Genomic DNA, 17,530 nt, shown 5'->3' on the forward strand with positions numbered 1-17,530 from the left:
TACAGAAATGACAAAAAAGCCTTTTCCTTATGCTGAATCGAATATAGATTATCTGCATATTTTTTAATCGTAAAGACGCACAGCAGTGCGTCTCCGTATAGTGATGATACTGTATCTCAAAAAAACAATGTTGTACACATAAACTACTGAAAATTAATTGTCTATTGTTGAGTCGAAAATTAATTTAGTATGATTTTTTCAACAAAAAATCATACTAAATTAAAATCTATCCATGTTTTTGATGTATTAGTCCATTTTGTTTTCTATTGGTAATTCTATTTTTGTCTTATAACTTTTAATTTAAGTCTTATGAAAAAACCAATAGATACAGATAATCCATTACATAATTTAGACGAATGGGAAGATGATTTGTTACTACGATATCCTGACCCGTCTGAGCCTGTAAAAGAAAAAGAGGAATTTAGAAATTATGTAGATTCAGAGAGAGTAGAAACCGTTAAAGAGTTTTACAGAATAAACCATACCTATCAAACTTATGATTTTGTATGCAGTAAAGAAGAAGAATTTTTGAAGTTTAATAAAAAAGAAATGTCAATTTGGGAAGCGGTTGATTTTTTAAATACCCTTGTTGACGACAGCGATCCGGATATTGATTTAGATCAGACGCAGCACCTTTTGCAGACATCTGAAGCAATCAGGGCTGATGGTCACCCGGATTGGTTTGTACTTACCGGTTTTATCCATGATCTCGGAAAAATTTTATGTTTGTTTGGAGAACCGCAATGGGCAGTTGTAGGAGATACTTTTCCTGTAGGTTGTGCGTATTCGGATAAAATCGTATATCCGGAATTTTTTAAAGAAAACCCTGATTACACAGACGAAAGATTCAATACCAAATTTGGTGTTTACACTGAAAATTGCGGTCTTGATAATGTAAAAATGAGCTGGGGACATGATGAGTATTTGTATCAGATAATGAAAGACTACCTGCCGGATCCCGCTTTGTACATGATTAGATATCATTCTTTTTATTCGCAGCATAAAGAAAATGCCTATGCACATTTGATGAATGAAAAAGACATAGAAATGTTTGATTGGGTAAGAAAGTTTAATCCTTATGATTTATATACAAAAGCTCCTGTTAAACCGGACGTTAAAGCGTTATTGCCGTATTATAAAGAATTAGTAGCTAAATATCTACCGGAGAAAATGAAGTTTTAAACAGGCTTTATTATTTCTTTGAATTTTGTAATTCTTTCTATTGGAAGATAGCTAAAAATAAAATAAATGCAGAAAATCAAAACCAGAATACTTTTGCTGTGTCTCTTTGTAATTTATGGGGTAACTGTTTCAGGGCAGGAAAAAACCAATAAAAATGATTGGGAAAACCCTGAGGTGTTTCAAATTAACAGAGAACCGGCGCGGGCTGCTTTCCTTCCTTATGCAGATGAAATATCAGCAATAAGGGATAATTATACGAATTCACCGTGGTATTTTTCTTTGAATGGTAAATGGAAATTTTCCTGGTCGCCAACACCAGATGAACGTCCAAAAGATTTTTACAGGCTTGATTACAGTACTATTAACTGGAAAGAAATTCAGGTACCTTCAAACTGGGAATTGCAAGGCTATGGTATTCCAATCTATACCAATATTACGTATCCTTTTGAAAGAAATCCTCCTTTTATCAACCATTCTGATAATCCTGTCGGATCGTATAAAAAAGATTTTATTCTGCCTGAAAATTGGAAAAACAGACATGTTTACCTTCATTTTGAAGCAGGAACATCGGCCATGTATATTTGGGTTAACGGAGAAAAAGTGGGCTATACTGAAAACACAAAAAGCCCTGCGGAATTCGATATTTCTAAATATTTGAAACCGGGAAAAAACAATTTGGCTGTTGAGGTTTACAGATGGAGTGATGGTTCTTATCTTGAAGATCAGGATTTCTGGAGACTCTCAGGCATTGACAGAAATGTTTATTTGTATAGTACCGATGATATTCGTATTTCGGATTTTTTCGCAAAACCTGATTTAGATTCCAATTACAAAAATGGCAGTTTAAGTATAGATGTTAATTTAAAAAACCTTACATCTGCTGCCAGAAATAACCAAACATTGGAGGCTAAATTAGTAGATGCTTCCGGGGCAACTATTTTTACCAAAGCATTAAAAGTAAATTTTGAAGGCAATAAAACGCAGACAATTAATTTTTCTCAAAACGTATCCAGTCCAAAATTATGGAGCAGTGAAGCACCTAATTTATACACTTTGCTGCTTACATTAAAAAATGAAAACGGCAGTATAATAGAAACCGTTTCTACTGAGATCGGATTCAGAAAAGTAGAACTAAAAGGCGGACAATTATTGGTAAACGGAGTCAGATTAATGGTTCACGGCGTAAATATTCATGAGCATAATCCTGTAACAGGACATTATCAGGATGAAGCGACCATGATGAAGGATATCAAATTGATGAAAGAACTGAATATAAACTCAGTTCGCTGCAGTCATTATCCTAACAATATATTATGGGTAAAGTTGTGTAATAAATATGGTATATTTTTAGTTGATGAAGCCAATATCGAAAGCCACGGAATGGGAGTGGAAGGGCAGCCTCTTATTTATATGAATCCAAAAACTAATCCGGGTCATCTTCCGGAATGGCATGCTGCTCACATGGACAGAATTTACAGTTTGGTAGAGCGCGACAAAAACGCACCGTCGGTAATCCTTTGGTCATTAGGAAATGAAAGTGCCAACGGGCCTGTATTTCATGATGCTTACAAATGGATTAAAAAGAGGGATAATACCCGATTGGTGCAATTTGAGCAGGCAAAAGAAAACGAAAATACAGATATTGTCTGTCCAATGTATCCAACAATTGCGTACATGAAAGAATATGCGGCGCGTAAAGAAGTAGCCCGCCCGTATATCATGTGTGAGTATTCACATGCAATGGGTAACAGTAACGGAAATTTTCAGGAATATTGGGATATTATCCGAAGCAGTAAAAATATGCAGGGCGGATTTATTTGGGATTGGGTCGATCAGGGATTCGAAATGAAAGATGAAATTGGACGCAAATATTGGGCGTATGGTGGTGATATGGGAAGCCAGAATTATACAAATGACGAAAATGACTGCAATAACGGATTACTCATGCCAGATAGAACACCAAATCCTGGAGCGTTTGAAGTCAAAAAAGTGTATCAGGATATTTTATTTCAAGCAGTAGATATTAAAAATGGAGTAATTGAAATTATTAACGATTTTGGATTTACAAATCTGAATCAGTACAATTTCAAGTATCAGGTTTTAGAAAACGGGAAGATTATAAAAGAAGGTAAAATTGATGTTGCTCTAAATCCGAAATCACAAAAACAATTTAAAATTAATTTACCTAAACTGGAATCAAAACCGGGAACAGAATATTTATTGAATGTTTTTGCATACACCAAAATAGGTTCGGAATTACTGCCTCAAAATTTTGAAATTGCCAGAGAACAGTTTGTTATAGAAAGTGAAAACTATTTTGCAAAAACGCAACAAACGGATTCCTCTTCAAAGGTTAAAGAAGAGAAAAATGAATTTGTTTTAAGTACAGCTAATGTGATAGTTAAGATTAGTAAAACGACCGGGTTAATTTCGTATTACAGTTTAAAAGGAGAGGAGTATTTTAAGCAATATCCGGAGCCTAATTTTTGGAGAGCGCCAACGGATAATGATTTTGGAAATAAAATGCCTGTGAGAAACAACATATGGCGGACTGCCGGTAAAAATTGCACTTTAGAAACGATTCAGGTGGTTGAAGAAAACGGAAAAACCAGTATTGTTGCAAAATTGAAGCTTAACGATGTTTTTTCTGAATATACAATCAAATATTCACTGAGTAGTGACGGGGCTTTAGAGGTACAGCCTTCATACAAAAAAGGCAATAATCCATTACCCGATATACCTCGTTTCGGAATGATTTTCTCTCTTAAAAATACGCTGGAAAATCTTGATTATTACGGAAGAGGGCCATGGGAAAATTATTCGGACAGAAATACATCATCCCTTAAAGGAATTTATCAGAGTAAAGTTGCAGACCAATATGTGCCCTACACACGTCCGCAGGAAAATGGATATAAAACAGATGTTCGATGGTTTAAACTTTCAAACAGTAACGGCCACGGGTTTGAAATAAAAGGATTGCAGCCTTTAGGTATGAGTACTTTGAATAATTACCCGGATGATTTTGACCCGGGATTAACCAAAAAGAATATGCATCTGAGCGATATTACGCCTAGAAAAGAAGTCGTGGTTTGTGTGGATTTAACCCAGCGCGGGTTAGGAGGAGACAATAGTTGGGGATTATATCCGCATGAACAATATTTATTGAAACAAAATGAATACAGCTACGGATTTGTCATAAAACCAATCGAATAAATATAACCTTAAAAGTTTAACACATAGAAACATAGTTTTAGTAAGCTTAAAAAAGACGTTTCACTCATTAAAATTCACATAGCAACTATGTGTGAAGAAACGAGTTTCTTTTTTATTCTCTTTTATGAAAAAAGTAAAATCTATGTTTCCAGCCTGCACTGAGCGGAGTCGAAGTGTGTTAGATAATTATGAAATCTAAAAATTTCGAATAAAAATATCATCTACATTATTGATGCTCTTCTGGAGAAATAAATAGTTGAAATATGCTTTTAATAAAGTAAAATATGAGTAAAACAATTACAAATGGAAGATTAGTTTCTTTGGACGCTCTGAGAGGGTTTGTTATGTTTTGGATTATGAGCGGAGAACATATCATACATGCTCTGGCAAAAGCCGCTCCAATTCCTGTTTTTGTATGGATGTCATCACAATTGCATCATACAGAATGGGAGGGGATTACGTTTTATGATATGATATTTCCAATATTTTTATTTGTTGCCGGAGTTTCGATGCCTTATTCTTTCGAGAAGAAAATGAGTATTGCAGGTGTGAATACGCCAATGGAATTGCCAGCCAAAGAAAAGAAAAAAATATACCTGTCCATGTTAAAAAGGACCTGTATTTTAATCTTTCTGGGATTTATAGTAAATGGATTATTACGGTTTGACGGCTATGACCAAACGCGTTTTGCCAGTGTATTGGGACGTATTGGATTGGCGTGGTTTTTTGCCGGAATTATCTATTTAAATTTTAATTTAAAGAAACAGATCATTTGGTTTATAGGTATTTTGGTTGGTTATTATTTAGCCATGAAATTAATACCGGTTCCTGATTTTGGTGCAGGTGTTTTAACCAAAGAAGGTTCACTGGAAGGATATATTGATCGGATGTTTTTGCCAGGTCGATTACACAGCAAGGTTTATGATCCCGAAGGTTTGTTTTCGACAATACCGGCAGTTGCAACTGCTTTGTTGGGAATGTTTCTGGGGACGTTTTTAAAAATTAAGGCTAATCATTTTTCGACAAACAAAAAAATATTGATAATGGTCGCTTCAGCCATTGTTCTGATAGGTATAGGACTTATTTGGAATTATGATTTTCCTATCAATAAACACTTATGGTCAAGCTCTTTCGTGTGTTTTGTAGGTGGATGCAGTATTTTGTTTTTTACGTTTTTTTACCTGATAATCGATGTATTGGGCTTTCATAAATGGGCTTTTCCTTTAATACTAATTGGTTCAAACTCCATTCTGATTTATATGGCATCCGAGGGACTGGTAAATTTTGGACATACTGCAGATTTTGTATTTGGAGGACTGATTAAATTTTCTCCTTTAGTTTGGCAGCCCGTATTTATAACTTTATCAGTAACACTTATACAACTCGTTTTGCTTTATTTTCTGTACAAGAAAAAGTGGTTTTTAAAAGTCTGACAACACCAAAAACCACAAACTATCAACTATCAACCAAAAATAAACCAACCTAATTATGAACACCTTACAAACCGCAGATTACATTGTTTTTCTTATTTATTTTGTCATCGTTACATCCTACGGAATGTATATTTACAGAAGCAAGAAAAATGCAACTACAAGTTCTAACGAATATTTTTTGGCAGAAGGTTCCCTTACCTGGTGGGCTATTGGCGCATCATTGATAGCCTCTAATATTTCGGCAGAGCACTTTATCGGGATGAGCGGTTCGGGTTTTGCCATCGGATTGGCTATTGCTTCTTACGAATGGATGGCCGCTGCCACATTAATTGTTGTGGCCATATTTATTTTACCGGTCTATCTTAAAAATAAGATATTTACGATGCCGCAATTTCTGGCCAAAAGATATAATGGTACCGTAAGTACTATAATGGCAATAATTTGGCTGTTGATTTATGTATTTGTAAATCTTACTTCTATTATTTATTTAGGTGCTTTGGCTATTTCATCTATTGCACCAATTAGTTTTGAATTTTGTATTATAGGATTGAGTATATTCTCCATTATAGTTACTTTAGGAGGAATGAAGGTAATCGGATATACTGATATGTTTCAGGTTATAGTACTGATTTTGGGAGGTTTGGTTACAACTTATTTGTCGCTAACCTTGTTGTCAGAACAGTTTGGATTTGGGAAAGATATTCTGAAAGGGCTTTCAGTTTTAAAAGATGAGGCACCAGGTCATCTGCATATGATACTTGATAAATCGAACATTCATTATGCTGAGCTGCCAGGAATGTCTGTACTAATAGGCGGTATGCTGATTAATAATCTGGCCTATTGGGGTTGTAACCAGTACATTGTTCAAAGAGCTTTGGGAGCTGATTTAAAAACGGCCCGTAAAGGAATTTTGTTTGCTGCTTTTTTAAAATTATTAGTTCCTGTTATTGCAGTTTTACCCGGTATTGCAATGTACGTAATGCATCAAAACGGAATGTTTCAGCAGGAAATGGTCGATGCTGCAGGGGTTTTAAAACCGGATCATGCCTATCCAACATTGATGAATTTATTGCCTGCCGGATTAAAAGGAATAGCCCTGGCAGCTTTAACAGCAGCAATTGTAGCCTCTTTGGCAGGTAAAGCCAATAGTATTTCCACGATTTTTTCTTTAGACATCTATAAAAAATATTTTAACAGAGAAGCATCTGAAAAAAAACTGGTGCTTACCGGAAGAGTATGTGTAATAGTTTGTATGGTAATTGCAGCAGTTGTAGCCCCTCAATTAAAATCATTAGATCAGGCCTATCAGTTCATACAAGAATATGTAGGTTTCTTTTCTCCGGGAGTTCTGGCTATCTTTTTACTGGGAATGTTCTGGAAAAAAACAACACCTGCAGCAGGACTTGCCGGCGCATTGTTAACGGTTCCTATCGCTGCAGTATTAAAGTTTCTGCCGATGTGGACAGATGGTGCTTTTCCGGATTATCCATTTTTAGACAGAATGACCATCTCTTTCTTTATAATAGTATTTTTAATGGTTGCTATTAGCCTTTTGAACCCTGTATCAGAAAAACAACTTGAAGCTCACAAGATAGAAGTGGATACGTCAATGTTCAAAGTATCTTCAGAGTTTATTATTGGCTCCTTTATTATTAGCGGAATACTGGTAGCGTTGTATACTGTTTTTTGGTAATTTTAGATTTAATCCAAATGTGGTGGTTTTATAAGTGTCGTAATTTTTAAATTTGAAAAAAAACTTATTTATTAAAATTTTAAATACAAGAATGTGAAAAACGATTTTTCATTAAAAGGAAAGGTAATAGTGGTAACCGGAGCAACCGGAATATTAGGAGAAGCTTTTATTAATGGCATTGCTGATGCAGGCGGTATTGTAGGTGTATTGGGCAGAAATGAAAAAATTGCCAATGAAAGAGCAGCCTCAATTGTAAATCAGGGAGGCGAAGCAATTGCACTGATTGCAGATGTAACAAATGAGATGGACCTTATAAGTGCCCGTGAAATAATTTTGTCTAAATATGGTAAAATAGACGGACTGGTAAATGCGGCCGGTGGAAATATGCCAGATGCAGTAATCCAGCCGGGACAGGATATTTTTCAACTGAACATGTCAGCATTGCAACAAGTGATGAACCTGAATTTGTTTGGGACAATTTTACCAACACAAATTTTTGGCGAAGTCATAAAAAATACCGGAACCGGGAGTATTGTAAATATTTCATCCGTTTCATCAGACCATGCAGTAACAAGAGTATTAGGATATAGTCTGGCAAAATCAGCTATTGATTCGTATACAAAATGGTTTGCGGTTGAATTAGCAAATAGATTTGGAGATAAAATAAGAATGAATTCTATTGTACCGGGCTTTTTCTTAACTGAACAAAATAGAACGCTTTTGACAAATACAGACGGAAGCCTGACCGAAAGAGGGAATTTAATCATTCAAAATACACCTTTTAATCGTTTTGGAAATCCGGAAGAATTGATAGGGGCTTTAATCTGGTTATTAAGTGATGCTTCAAAATTTGTTACAGGATCAAAAATAACCTTAGACGGAGGATTTTCTGTTTTTAGCGGAGTTTAAAATAATATCTATTAACGTTTTGGTGCATTCAAAATAGNNCGTTTTGGTGCATTCAAAATAGGTGTCAGNNGGTGCATTCAAAATAGGTGTCAGGCTGAGCGGAGTCGAAGCCCTCTCTAAGTAAAAAGCCTTCACATTCCATTAAAAAATAAAAATATCATCATATGAAAATGACACAAACCTGGCGATGGTTCGGACCTAACGATCCGGTTACATTGCAAGATATAAAACAAACAGGGGCAAAAGGAATTGTTACAGCGTTGCATCATATTCCAAATGGAGAAGTGTGGCCTGTGGATGAAATTAGCAAGAGAAAAAAAGAAATAGAAAATAGCGGATTAATATGGTCTGTAGTAGAATCTATTCCTATTCACGAAAATATCAAAACCCAAACTGGGAATTACAAAGTCTATATCGAAAACTATAAGCAAAGCATTCGAAATTTAGCAAGTTGCGGCATTTCGATAGTGTGCTATAATTTTATGCCTGTTTTAGACTGGACAAGAACATCTTTGGATTATGAAGTGGAAGACGGATCAAGAGCCTTGCGTTTTGATACAACTGCTTTTGCTGCTTTTGATGTTTATTTACTCAAAAGACCTAATGCCGAAAAAGAATATACCGAAGTCCAAATAAACAAGGCAAAGGAGTATTTAGGTACGTTGACCGATGCTGATAAAACTAAACTGGTCAAAAATATAATTGCAGGTTTACCGGGTGCGGAAGAAGGATACACGCTTGAACAGTTTCAAAAAACGTTAGATACTTATGCTGCAATAGATTCAATTAAGCTAAAACAGCATTTGGTTTCCTTTTTACAGGAAATTATTCCTGTTGCAGAACAAAATAATGTAGTAATGTGCATACACCCTGATGATCCTCCTTACCAAATATTAGGATTACCGAGAGTTGTAAGCACAGAAGCAGATTTCGATTATTTATTTGATCAAATTCCAAGCAGAAATAATGGAATCACATTTTGCACCGGTTCACTTGGTGTAATTCCACAAAATAATTTGGAACTGATGTTTAAGAAATTTGCTGACAGGGTACATTTTATACATCTAAGAAGTACACAAAGGGATGAATCGGGTAATTTTTACGAAGCCAATCATTTAGAAGGGAATGTCGATATGTTTACCATCGTTAGAGAAATATTGATCGAGCAAAAACGCAGATTTGCTGATGGAAGACTGGATTTTACTATTCCGATGAGACCGGATCATGGTCATCAGATGTTGGATGATTTGCATAAAAAAACAAATCCGGGTTATTCTGCTATTGGAAGATTAAGAGGATTGGCTGAATTAAGAGGACTTGAAGAAGGGATTATTCGTTCGATGAAATGGGGAGTAACAAGTAATTAAAACACAATTTTGTCATTCCGTAGGGATCTAAACTTTCAATTAATTCTATTTTAAGCTTTTAAAAAATAAAAAAAATGATAAAGAAACCTATAATTGCTATAATTATTTTCTGTATTTCATTGACTGCAGTAGCGCAGAAAGTATATGATGTCAAAAAATATGGAGCTAAAGGAGACGGTAAAACCAATGATGCTATAGCGATTCAAAAAGCTATTGATGCCTGCAGTAAAACAGGCGGACAGGTATTGATTCCGGCACCGTTTACGTTTCTGTCCGGGCCATTTAATGTAAAATCGAATGTGGATTTGCATATTGAGGGAGGAGCTAAAATATTGGCAAGCCCTGATGAAAAATTATACACAGAAAGTGCTTTTCGTGACAACAAAGGAGAAGGAACAATTTGGATTGGAGGTAAGAACATAGAGAACTTTACTATTAGCGGAAGCGGTAAAATTGATGGAAACGGCATTTCGTTTATGGGAGCCGAAGAGGAAGATGCTTATGTGCTGAAACCTTTCAATATTTTAGATCCGCGTCCTCATGTTCTTACGATTATTGGAGGGAAGAATATCCGAATAAAAGATGTTCATATAGGAAATTCGGCTTATTGGACCGTTCATCTTGTGGGCTGTAATGATGTTGTCATTAGCGGAATTACATTGCTGAACAGTTTAAAAGTTCGTAATAGCGATGGTATTGATCTGGATCATTCAAAAAATGTTAGAATTAGTGATTGTTATATCGAAAGCGGTGATGATTGCATTTGTCTAAAAAATCGAAGAGAATTTGAAGAATTTGGTGCCTGCGAAAACATAACGGTTACGAATTGCACGATGACCAGCAGCAGTTGTGCCATCAAAATTGGTTCAGAAAACATGGATGCCATCAGACAAGTAGTGTTCAATAATTGTATCATTAAAAAGAGTAACCGTGGAGTAGGGATTCAAAATAGGGATGAAGGAACGGTGAGTGATGTTATTTTTTCTAACATGATTATTGAAGGGCGACTAACTACCGATACCTGGTGGGGAAAAGCAGAACCTATTTATGTGACGGCATACAGTCGCGCAAGCGGAAACCATAAAGATGCAAATTGGCGTTTTCCAAAAGGAGCTACCGAAGGGAAAGTGGGGACAATCAGTAATATTTATTTTTCCAATATTCAGTGTTTTGGAGAAAACGGTGTCTATGTGAGCGGAGAAACCAAGGATAAAATTAAAAATATTGTTTTTGAAGGAGTGAATGTTTCTATTGATAAAATTTCAGGTTTTCCCGGAGGAGTTTATGATCGTCGTCCTTCAAAATTGGAAGGTTTTGTAAAAGGCAGTACATCAGGATTTTATTTTGATACGGCCGAAAACATAAAAGTTCAGAATTGTTCCGTGACTTGGGGGAAAAACAAACCTGATTATTTCAAATATGCTGTTGAAAGTAAAAATGTGGATGTTTTGAAAGTGAATAATTTAGATGGAGAATCGGCCTTTCCGGATAAATACGAAGCTGTGAAAAAATAATAAAAGAACCAATTGGATGCAACTGAAAACAGGTGTCAGGCTGAGCGGAGTCGAAGCCCTTTACATCTAAAAAGCCTTCGACTCCGCTCAGGATGACATTGGTTTCTGAAAGTATTACTTTTAAAAAAATAATAATATTTCTGTTGAATATCGTTTTTGAAATAAAACTTTAAATAAATTAGCAAGACTAAATTATCAACCATTACACAAAAATGAAAAACAACATATTTACAAAAATCATCATTGGCGGTTTGCTATTCAACAGCTTTTATGGACATGCCCAAAAGACAACCTTAGAAGTTGACGTTACTAAAACCATCACAAAGATTCAGCCCACTATGTTTGGTCTTTTTTTTGAAGACATCAATTTTGCTGCAGACGGCGGATTATATGCCGAAATGATTAAAAACAGATCTTTTGAATTTGATAAACCTTTAATGGGATGGGAACAGCCTAATACTAAAAGATCTTCTTTAAACTTGCAATCAGGTGTTGCTGTAACTATCAAAGAGGAAAACAAAACCAATTCTAATTTTTGCAGGGTTCTGGTAAATGATGCCCATGGGTATGCCATAATCAATGAAGGATTTAGAGGAATGGGAGTCAGGAAAGACGCAAAATACAATCTTTCTTTAAAAGCGGCTAATCATGATGGAGCTATCAAAAAAATAATCATTCAGTTTATTGATAAAGACAAAAAAGTGATTGGCGAAACCAGTATTATTCCAACATCGAATGAATGGAAAAATTATTCAGCACAATTCACAACCACCCAAACAGAGGCTAAAGCCAAATTAAAAATAACTTTCGAAGGAACAGGAACAATTGATCTGGACATGATTTCATTGTTTCCGGAGGATACCTGGAAAAACAGAAAAAACGGCTTACGCAAAGATCTTGTTCAGCTTTTGTATGATGTGAAACCGGGATTTTTACGTTTTCCCGGCGGTTGTATTGTTGAAGGCAGAACTTTATCAGATCGTTACCAGTGGAAAAAATCGGTTGGGGATGTAGAAAACAGAAGAACAATGATTAATCGTTGGAATATGGAGTTCAGCCATAAACAGACTCCGGATTATTTTCAAAGTTTTGGATTAGGATTTTACGAATATTTTCAGCTTTCAGAAGATATCGGGGCAACACCATTACCTATTTTAAGCTGTGGAATGGCTTGCCAGTATAATACAGGTGAATTAGCCCCAATAGAAGAACTGGATCCCTACATACAAGATGCTTTAGATTTAATCGAGTTTGCCAACGGAGGAGAAGATACACGCTGGGGAAAATTACGCTCGGATATGGGACATCCAAAACTGTTTAACCTGAAATACATTGGTGTAGGAAACGAGCAATGGGGACCGGATTATATAGAAAGGTATAAAGTTTTTGAAAAAGCAATAAAATCAAAATACCCAAATATCATTATCGTTTCCGGAAGCGGACCATCTCCGGACGGGGAACATTTCGATTTTGGAATGGCAGAGCTTAAAAAGCTAAATGCGGAACTTATAGATGAGCATTATTATAAAAGCCCGCAATGGTTTAGGGAAAATGCAACCCGTTATGATAAATACGACAGAAAAGGACCGAAAATATTTGCCGGGGAATATGCCGCCCAAAGTCCTTCGAGTGATAAAACAAGTAACAGAAACAATTGGGAATGTGCCTTTTCGGAAGCGGCTTTCATGACTGGATTAGAACGAAATGCCGAAGTAGTTAATTTGTCTTCCTATGCTCCGTTAATGGCTCATGAAGATGCGTGGCAATGGACACCGGACATGATTTGGTTCAATAATTTAGAAGCTTACGGATCAGCTAATTATTATGTGCAAAAATTGTTTTCAACCAATAAAGGAACTGATTTATTGGCTATTGTTAAAGATGGGAAACCATTAACAGGAGAAAATAACCTGTACGCATCTGCTGTAAAAGATATCAATACCAAAGAAGTAATTATAAAATTGGTGAATACATCGGCAACGACACAAGAGGTTACAGTTGATTTGAAGGGAAGTAAATTAGCAGCAAAAGGTTCTGTTATTACGCTTGCAAGTGCGAATTTACAAGATGAAAACACTTTTGCAGAACCTAAAAAAATAAGCCCAAAAGAAAGTGAGTATAATTTGAAAGGTCAGAAAGCTCAAATGAATTTACCTGCTTATTCCGTAACTGTTTTGAAGTTAAAGATGAAATAGTTTAGAATCCAATTAAACTACAATTAATAAGTCATAAAAAATCCTGTTTCATTGCGAAACGGGATTTAATTTTGTGACTCTTGAAATACAATTTTCAAATCATTTTTTTTATAACCTGAAGAAATTATCATGATATTATGAAGAATATTGTCTGTGATTTGTATTACTGACTATCGCATTACCCCAGAAAATCAGGAGGATATGTTTTTTGGCCATATTTCAAATCTATTTCTTTTAAAAATTCTTTGCGCTTTTCAGTTAGTTCTGGGACCGGCAAAAATTGGCCAGGCAGTGCAGGAGTTCCTATTTCGTCAAATAAATTTTCCAGACCAGCCGGGACAACTGTGCAAAGTAACCGGGCATATTTTTCAGACGTATTCTTAAAACAATGTATGGTTCCACCAAAAGGGATATTCACAAAACCATCTTTACTGACAATTTGCTTGCCTGTTTCGGTTTTAAATTCTACTTCACCTTCCAGGACATGAAACATTTCCTGAGTGTTCGGATGTGCGTGTGGCGATGGTCCACCTCCCGGAGGAACTATCATTTCGATAACAGCATAGTTGCCATTGGTTTCTTTGCCTGAAATAATAATTCTGTAATTACCTCCTGCAACACCTAATAGCTTCCCTTCGTTTTTATTTATAATACTGATCGTTGAATCCATAATTACATTTTACATTTGATTACCGCTGTACATTCCATCTTTAAAAATTTCCCCTTCCTCATCAGTCACGAATAATACCAGTTCAGCATCTTCAGGAGCATTAATGATAATAGACTCGTTTTTAAACACGATGCCTTCCTTTTTTCTTAGATCAATGGTACTATTTACCTGAACTGATCCCTGAAAAACGTAAAGTAGGGCCGTAAGGTTGCTTTTTGGTAATTCAGGAATTTCTGAGCTGTTGCCCTGCAAAAGTTTCATATCGTACAACCAGGTTTGACTGCTGAATTGAAACGTTGTGTCCGGATTAGGTGACGCCAATAGCCGCCATTTATTTTCACTGTGTATAGTTTTCAGATCCAGAAAAACTACTTCGGGATTCAGATCCTTTTTACTGGGACGGATAAAAATCTGTAATCCTTCCATTGGTTCATCTTGTCCCAAGATTTTTTCTTCATGGTAAAAAGATTTACCAGCTTTCATCAGCATAAGTGTTTTTTTACCAATTGTCTTTACAAAGCCTTCAGAATCACTGTGCTCTGCTTGTCCAGTTCTGAAATAAGAAAGTATTTCATCATTAATATGAGGGTGCATTCTAATAATCGTATTTCCGTGAATCTCCGGATGGTCAATCCTTCCAATACTGCCAATCCCGGTATCAGTGTTTGAAAGGGCAGTCCCGGGATACAATATTTTGATTGGACCATTACCAACAAACATCGAATTATTTATTTTTTGTAACATAACTTTATTTTTTAAGGGAGCGGACGATGAGAGATCATTGCCTTGCTCCCCAATAATTATAGTCTCAGATTAAGAAAACTGACCCACTTTTGACATTACTTCTTCAAAAAGGATTGGCAGTACTTTCTGTCCATCTTCTGTAGCCCAATTATGTACCATTTCAGATATTAACTGATTTATTGTTGTAGTTCTAACATCTTTGCTTTCCCAGGTTTGTTGTGCGATATCATCGGCTATTTGAGAGGGAGAACCACCGGCATCAATAACAACCTGAACATCAAAACCTTCTTCCTGCATTGATATAGAAGGCCAAACAATACAAACATCATTTGTTAGTCCTGCCATGATAACATTTTTTCTTCCGTTTGCGGTTTTTAATACTGCTGCTTTGTATGCCTGATCATCCCATGCGTTTGTGATTCCGGCTCTTTTTACCCGGTTTTCAAATTCTTCCGGAAGCAGATCCTGTAAATCCTGTAATAATGGACCTTGAGCATGGTCTTCCTGGCTGCTTGTAAGTACAACCGGAATATCAAGAGCCTTTGCTAATTTTGCCAGAGCCCTGGTTCTGCTTACTATCATTTCGTGAGGCCTGTTTGCTGCAAAATTAAGTGTACCTGTTTGATGATCTATCAATAACATTACTGTGTCATCTTTTTTAAACTGTTTCATTTTTCTAAAGTTTTAATTGTTTTATTAAATTTTAAAAACCTTTTCGGTGATTTTATAAAGCAAAATTACCTTGGATGAAGAGCAAAAAACGATGACATATGTCAAAAAAGAATATTGGAAAGTATTGAGTGGTTAGTGGAATTTAGTTGATGTAAAGTTCCTATTTTTGGAATAATTTACTACGAACACGGCTAAGTGTTTCTTTACTTATACCTAAATAAGAAGCAATTGTGTGTTGTGGAAAACGTTGTACAAAATCTGGATAATTTTTTAATAGTGCCTCATATCTTTCTTTGGCAGGTAATGTAATAGAGTAGTTTAATCTTTTTTGTGAGGCTATAAAATTGCTTTGATTCATTTGCCAAAACATTTCTTTAATAGTCGGGATGGTTAGTAAACGTTCTAAATCAGCCAGCTTTAAAATCAGTAACTTAGTATCCTCCCAGGCGTCAATATTATAAACAGAGGGAGTTTTCATCAGATAGCTTTCACGGTCAACCATCCACCAGTTTTCAATAGCCAATTGAATAATATGTTCTGTACCGCTGCTATCGATACTGTATTGCCTCATGGCACCTTGTAATATGAAGCCTGTATACTGACAAACATCCCCTTGTTTTAGGAATAATTCTTTCTTTTTTAAGGTCGCAGGGACAAATGATTTTTTAATCAATATTTCATCAGCAGCCGTAAGGGGAGACTCACTATATTGGTGGATATAGCTAAATAGTGATTCATACATAGTATTAATTTTTTTAAAATTAAAGGTACATATTAATTATATATCATAAAAGAGGAGGTAAAATGTAAAGAAGAATAAGCTTGATTTACATCATAAGAAAAGAAAGAATAATGCTGTATGTGTAAAAGTTACTTATTTTAAGTGGCTGTTTTGTTGGCGGTATTCCCCCGGAGTCAGACTTACTATTTGTTTAAATATTTTTGAAAAGTGAGGTAAATTGGAAAATCCGGTATTCATGGCGATTTCTAAAAAAGTATTATCAGTAGTTGCAATGAGGTATTGGGCTCTTTCAATCTTTTTTTCATGAATATAGTTTAAGGGTCTTTGTCCGGTATGAATCAAAAATTGTTTTGAAAAATAATCCTGATTTTGATTTACTCTTTTGGCTAATTGTGCAACAGTAAGATTTTCGTCTAAATGGAGCTGCACATAACTCATCGTATTCAATATTTTGGAAGGTACTGACTGAGAATTGTTTATTTTGAAATCCTTTGAACTTAAAAATCTGGAAATCAACTGAAGAAGAATGCCTTGGTTTTCAAATTTTTGATGCGTTTTCATTTCATTATTAAGTGATTGATATTCCTTGTAATAAGCTTCTTTTTCATAAACTTTAGGATTATCTGATCGATTAATTCCTCTTCCGGGATTACTGTGAAGCAATCTTTTAATAAGCATTACATCAATTTCTGAGGCGGGCATCTTCATAACACTTCTATTGTTATTAAACAATGATATTCCATCGGGAGATTCTTCAAAAAATTGAATAAAATACTGACTCAGATAAGCATCACAATTCAGGTTGCATATCGTAAAACTGGGAATAAGATATAGATTCCCCGGTTCTAAAGTTAAGCGGTCAGTACTGTCTGATATAAATCCTGTGCCATCATCAATATAATACAATCGATAATAAGGACTGATGACATTATTATAATTCCAATTGTGATTAAGTTTCACATAGTCTACATGTAATAAGGAGAAAGAATATTTGAAAATACTTTTGGGCATAATAATAGTAAAAGTCGTTTTTGAATAATAAAAAATCGTTTTTGTATAAATGAAATGTACTATGCATCGGCTACATTTGCTTTTGTTTATTTTAAATTTTTAGGATTAAAAAAATCAATAATAAAATTTATATAACAAATGTTTGCACAATGTTGATTTGTTTAGCAAATCACAGGTATTTAAAA

The 17,530-nt window shown here is 35.2% G+C and carries 13 protein-coding genes; 8 read left to right on the plus strand and 5 right to left on the minus strand.

The window, feature by feature from the left end; genetic code table 11:
* Positions 1-309 precede the first annotated feature (309 nt).
* The 8 genes from PMI10_RS08310 (at position 310) to PMI10_RS08345 (ending at position 13,506) form a co-directional block, all read left to right on the plus strand.
* Positions 310-1,182: an inositol oxygenase family protein gene (locus PMI10_RS08310; protein WP_007806626.1), complete on the plus strand. Its 873-nt coding sequence runs from the start codon at positions 310-312 to the stop codon at positions 1,180-1,182.
* A gap of 66 nt (positions 1,183-1,248) precedes the next feature.
* Complete coding sequence (locus tag PMI10_RS08315; protein ID WP_007806627.1) at positions 1,249-4,395, plus strand: glycoside hydrolase family 2 TIM barrel-domain containing protein; 3,147 nt, start codon at positions 1,249-1,251, stop codon at positions 4,393-4,395.
* 284 nt (positions 4,396-4,679) lie between these two features.
* On the plus strand, positions 4,680-5,828 hold the full coding sequence (locus PMI10_RS08320; RefSeq protein ID WP_007806629.1) for an acyltransferase family protein: 1,149 nt from the start codon (positions 4,680-4,682) through the stop codon (positions 5,826-5,828).
* 55 nt (positions 5,829-5,883) lie between these two features.
* Entirely contained in the window at positions 5,884-7,521 is a 1,638-nt protein-coding gene (locus tag PMI10_RS08325) for a sodium:solute symporter family transporter (RefSeq protein ID WP_007806630.1), read from the plus strand.
* A gap of 93 nt (positions 7,522-7,614) precedes the next feature.
* Positions 7,615-8,430 carry an SDR family oxidoreductase gene (locus PMI10_RS08330; protein ID WP_007806632.1) on the plus strand — a complete coding sequence of 272 codons (816 nt, stop codon included), beginning with the start codon at positions 7,615-7,617 and terminating at the stop codon, positions 8,428-8,430.
* Between the two features lie 170 nt (positions 8,431-8,600).
* Positions 8,601-9,797: a mannonate dehydratase gene (gene uxuA / locus PMI10_RS08335; protein WP_202948184.1), complete on the plus strand. Its 1,197-nt coding sequence runs from the start codon at positions 8,601-8,603 to the stop codon at positions 9,795-9,797.
* Between the two features lie 74 nt (positions 9,798-9,871).
* Positions 9,872-11,311, plus strand: a complete 1,440-nt coding sequence (locus PMI10_RS08340; RefSeq protein WP_007806635.1) for a glycoside hydrolase family 28 protein — start codon at positions 9,872-9,874, stop codon at positions 11,309-11,311.
* Positions 11,312-11,523: 212 nt separating this feature from the next.
* On the plus strand, positions 11,524-13,506 hold the full coding sequence (locus PMI10_RS08345; protein ID WP_007806637.1) for an alpha-L-arabinofuranosidase C-terminal domain-containing protein: 1,983 nt from the start codon (positions 11,524-11,526) through the stop codon (positions 13,504-13,506).
* Positions 13,507-13,684: 178 nt separating this feature from the next.
* Here PMI10_RS08345 and PMI10_RS08350 read toward each other — a convergent pair whose 3' ends face one another.
* From PMI10_RS08350 to PMI10_RS08370, 5 genes are all read right to left on the minus strand, one after another.
* Positions 13,685-14,176, minus strand: coding sequence for a cupin domain-containing protein (locus PMI10_RS08350; protein ID WP_007806639.1), 492 nt, complete (start codon positions 14,174-14,176; stop codon positions 13,685-13,687).
* A gap of 9 nt (positions 14,177-14,185) precedes the next feature.
* Complete coding sequence (locus PMI10_RS08355; protein ID WP_007806643.1) at positions 14,186-14,920, minus strand: pirin family protein; 735 nt, start codon at positions 14,918-14,920, stop codon at positions 14,186-14,188.
* A gap of 69 nt (positions 14,921-14,989) precedes the next feature.
* Positions 14,990-15,592, minus strand: coding sequence for an isochorismatase family protein (locus tag PMI10_RS08360; RefSeq protein WP_007806644.1), 603 nt, complete (start codon positions 15,590-15,592; stop codon positions 14,990-14,992).
* Between the two features lie 160 nt (positions 15,593-15,752).
* Positions 15,753-16,334 (minus strand): Crp/Fnr family transcriptional regulator, encoded by a 582-nt coding sequence (locus PMI10_RS08365; protein ID WP_007806647.1) that lies wholly within the window; start codon positions 16,332-16,334, stop codon positions 15,753-15,755.
* A 132-nt stretch (positions 16,335-16,466) separates the two neighbouring features.
* A complete protein-coding gene (locus PMI10_RS08370) occupies positions 16,467-17,294 on the minus strand; it encodes a helix-turn-helix domain-containing protein (protein WP_238539459.1) in 828 nt (275 codons plus the stop codon).
* Positions 17,295-17,530: the final 236 nt, after the last annotated feature.

This window comes from Flavobacterium sp. CF136, from assembly GCF_000282055.1.
Taxonomy (GTDB): Bacteria; Bacteroidota; Bacteroidia; order Flavobacteriales; family Flavobacteriaceae; genus Flavobacterium.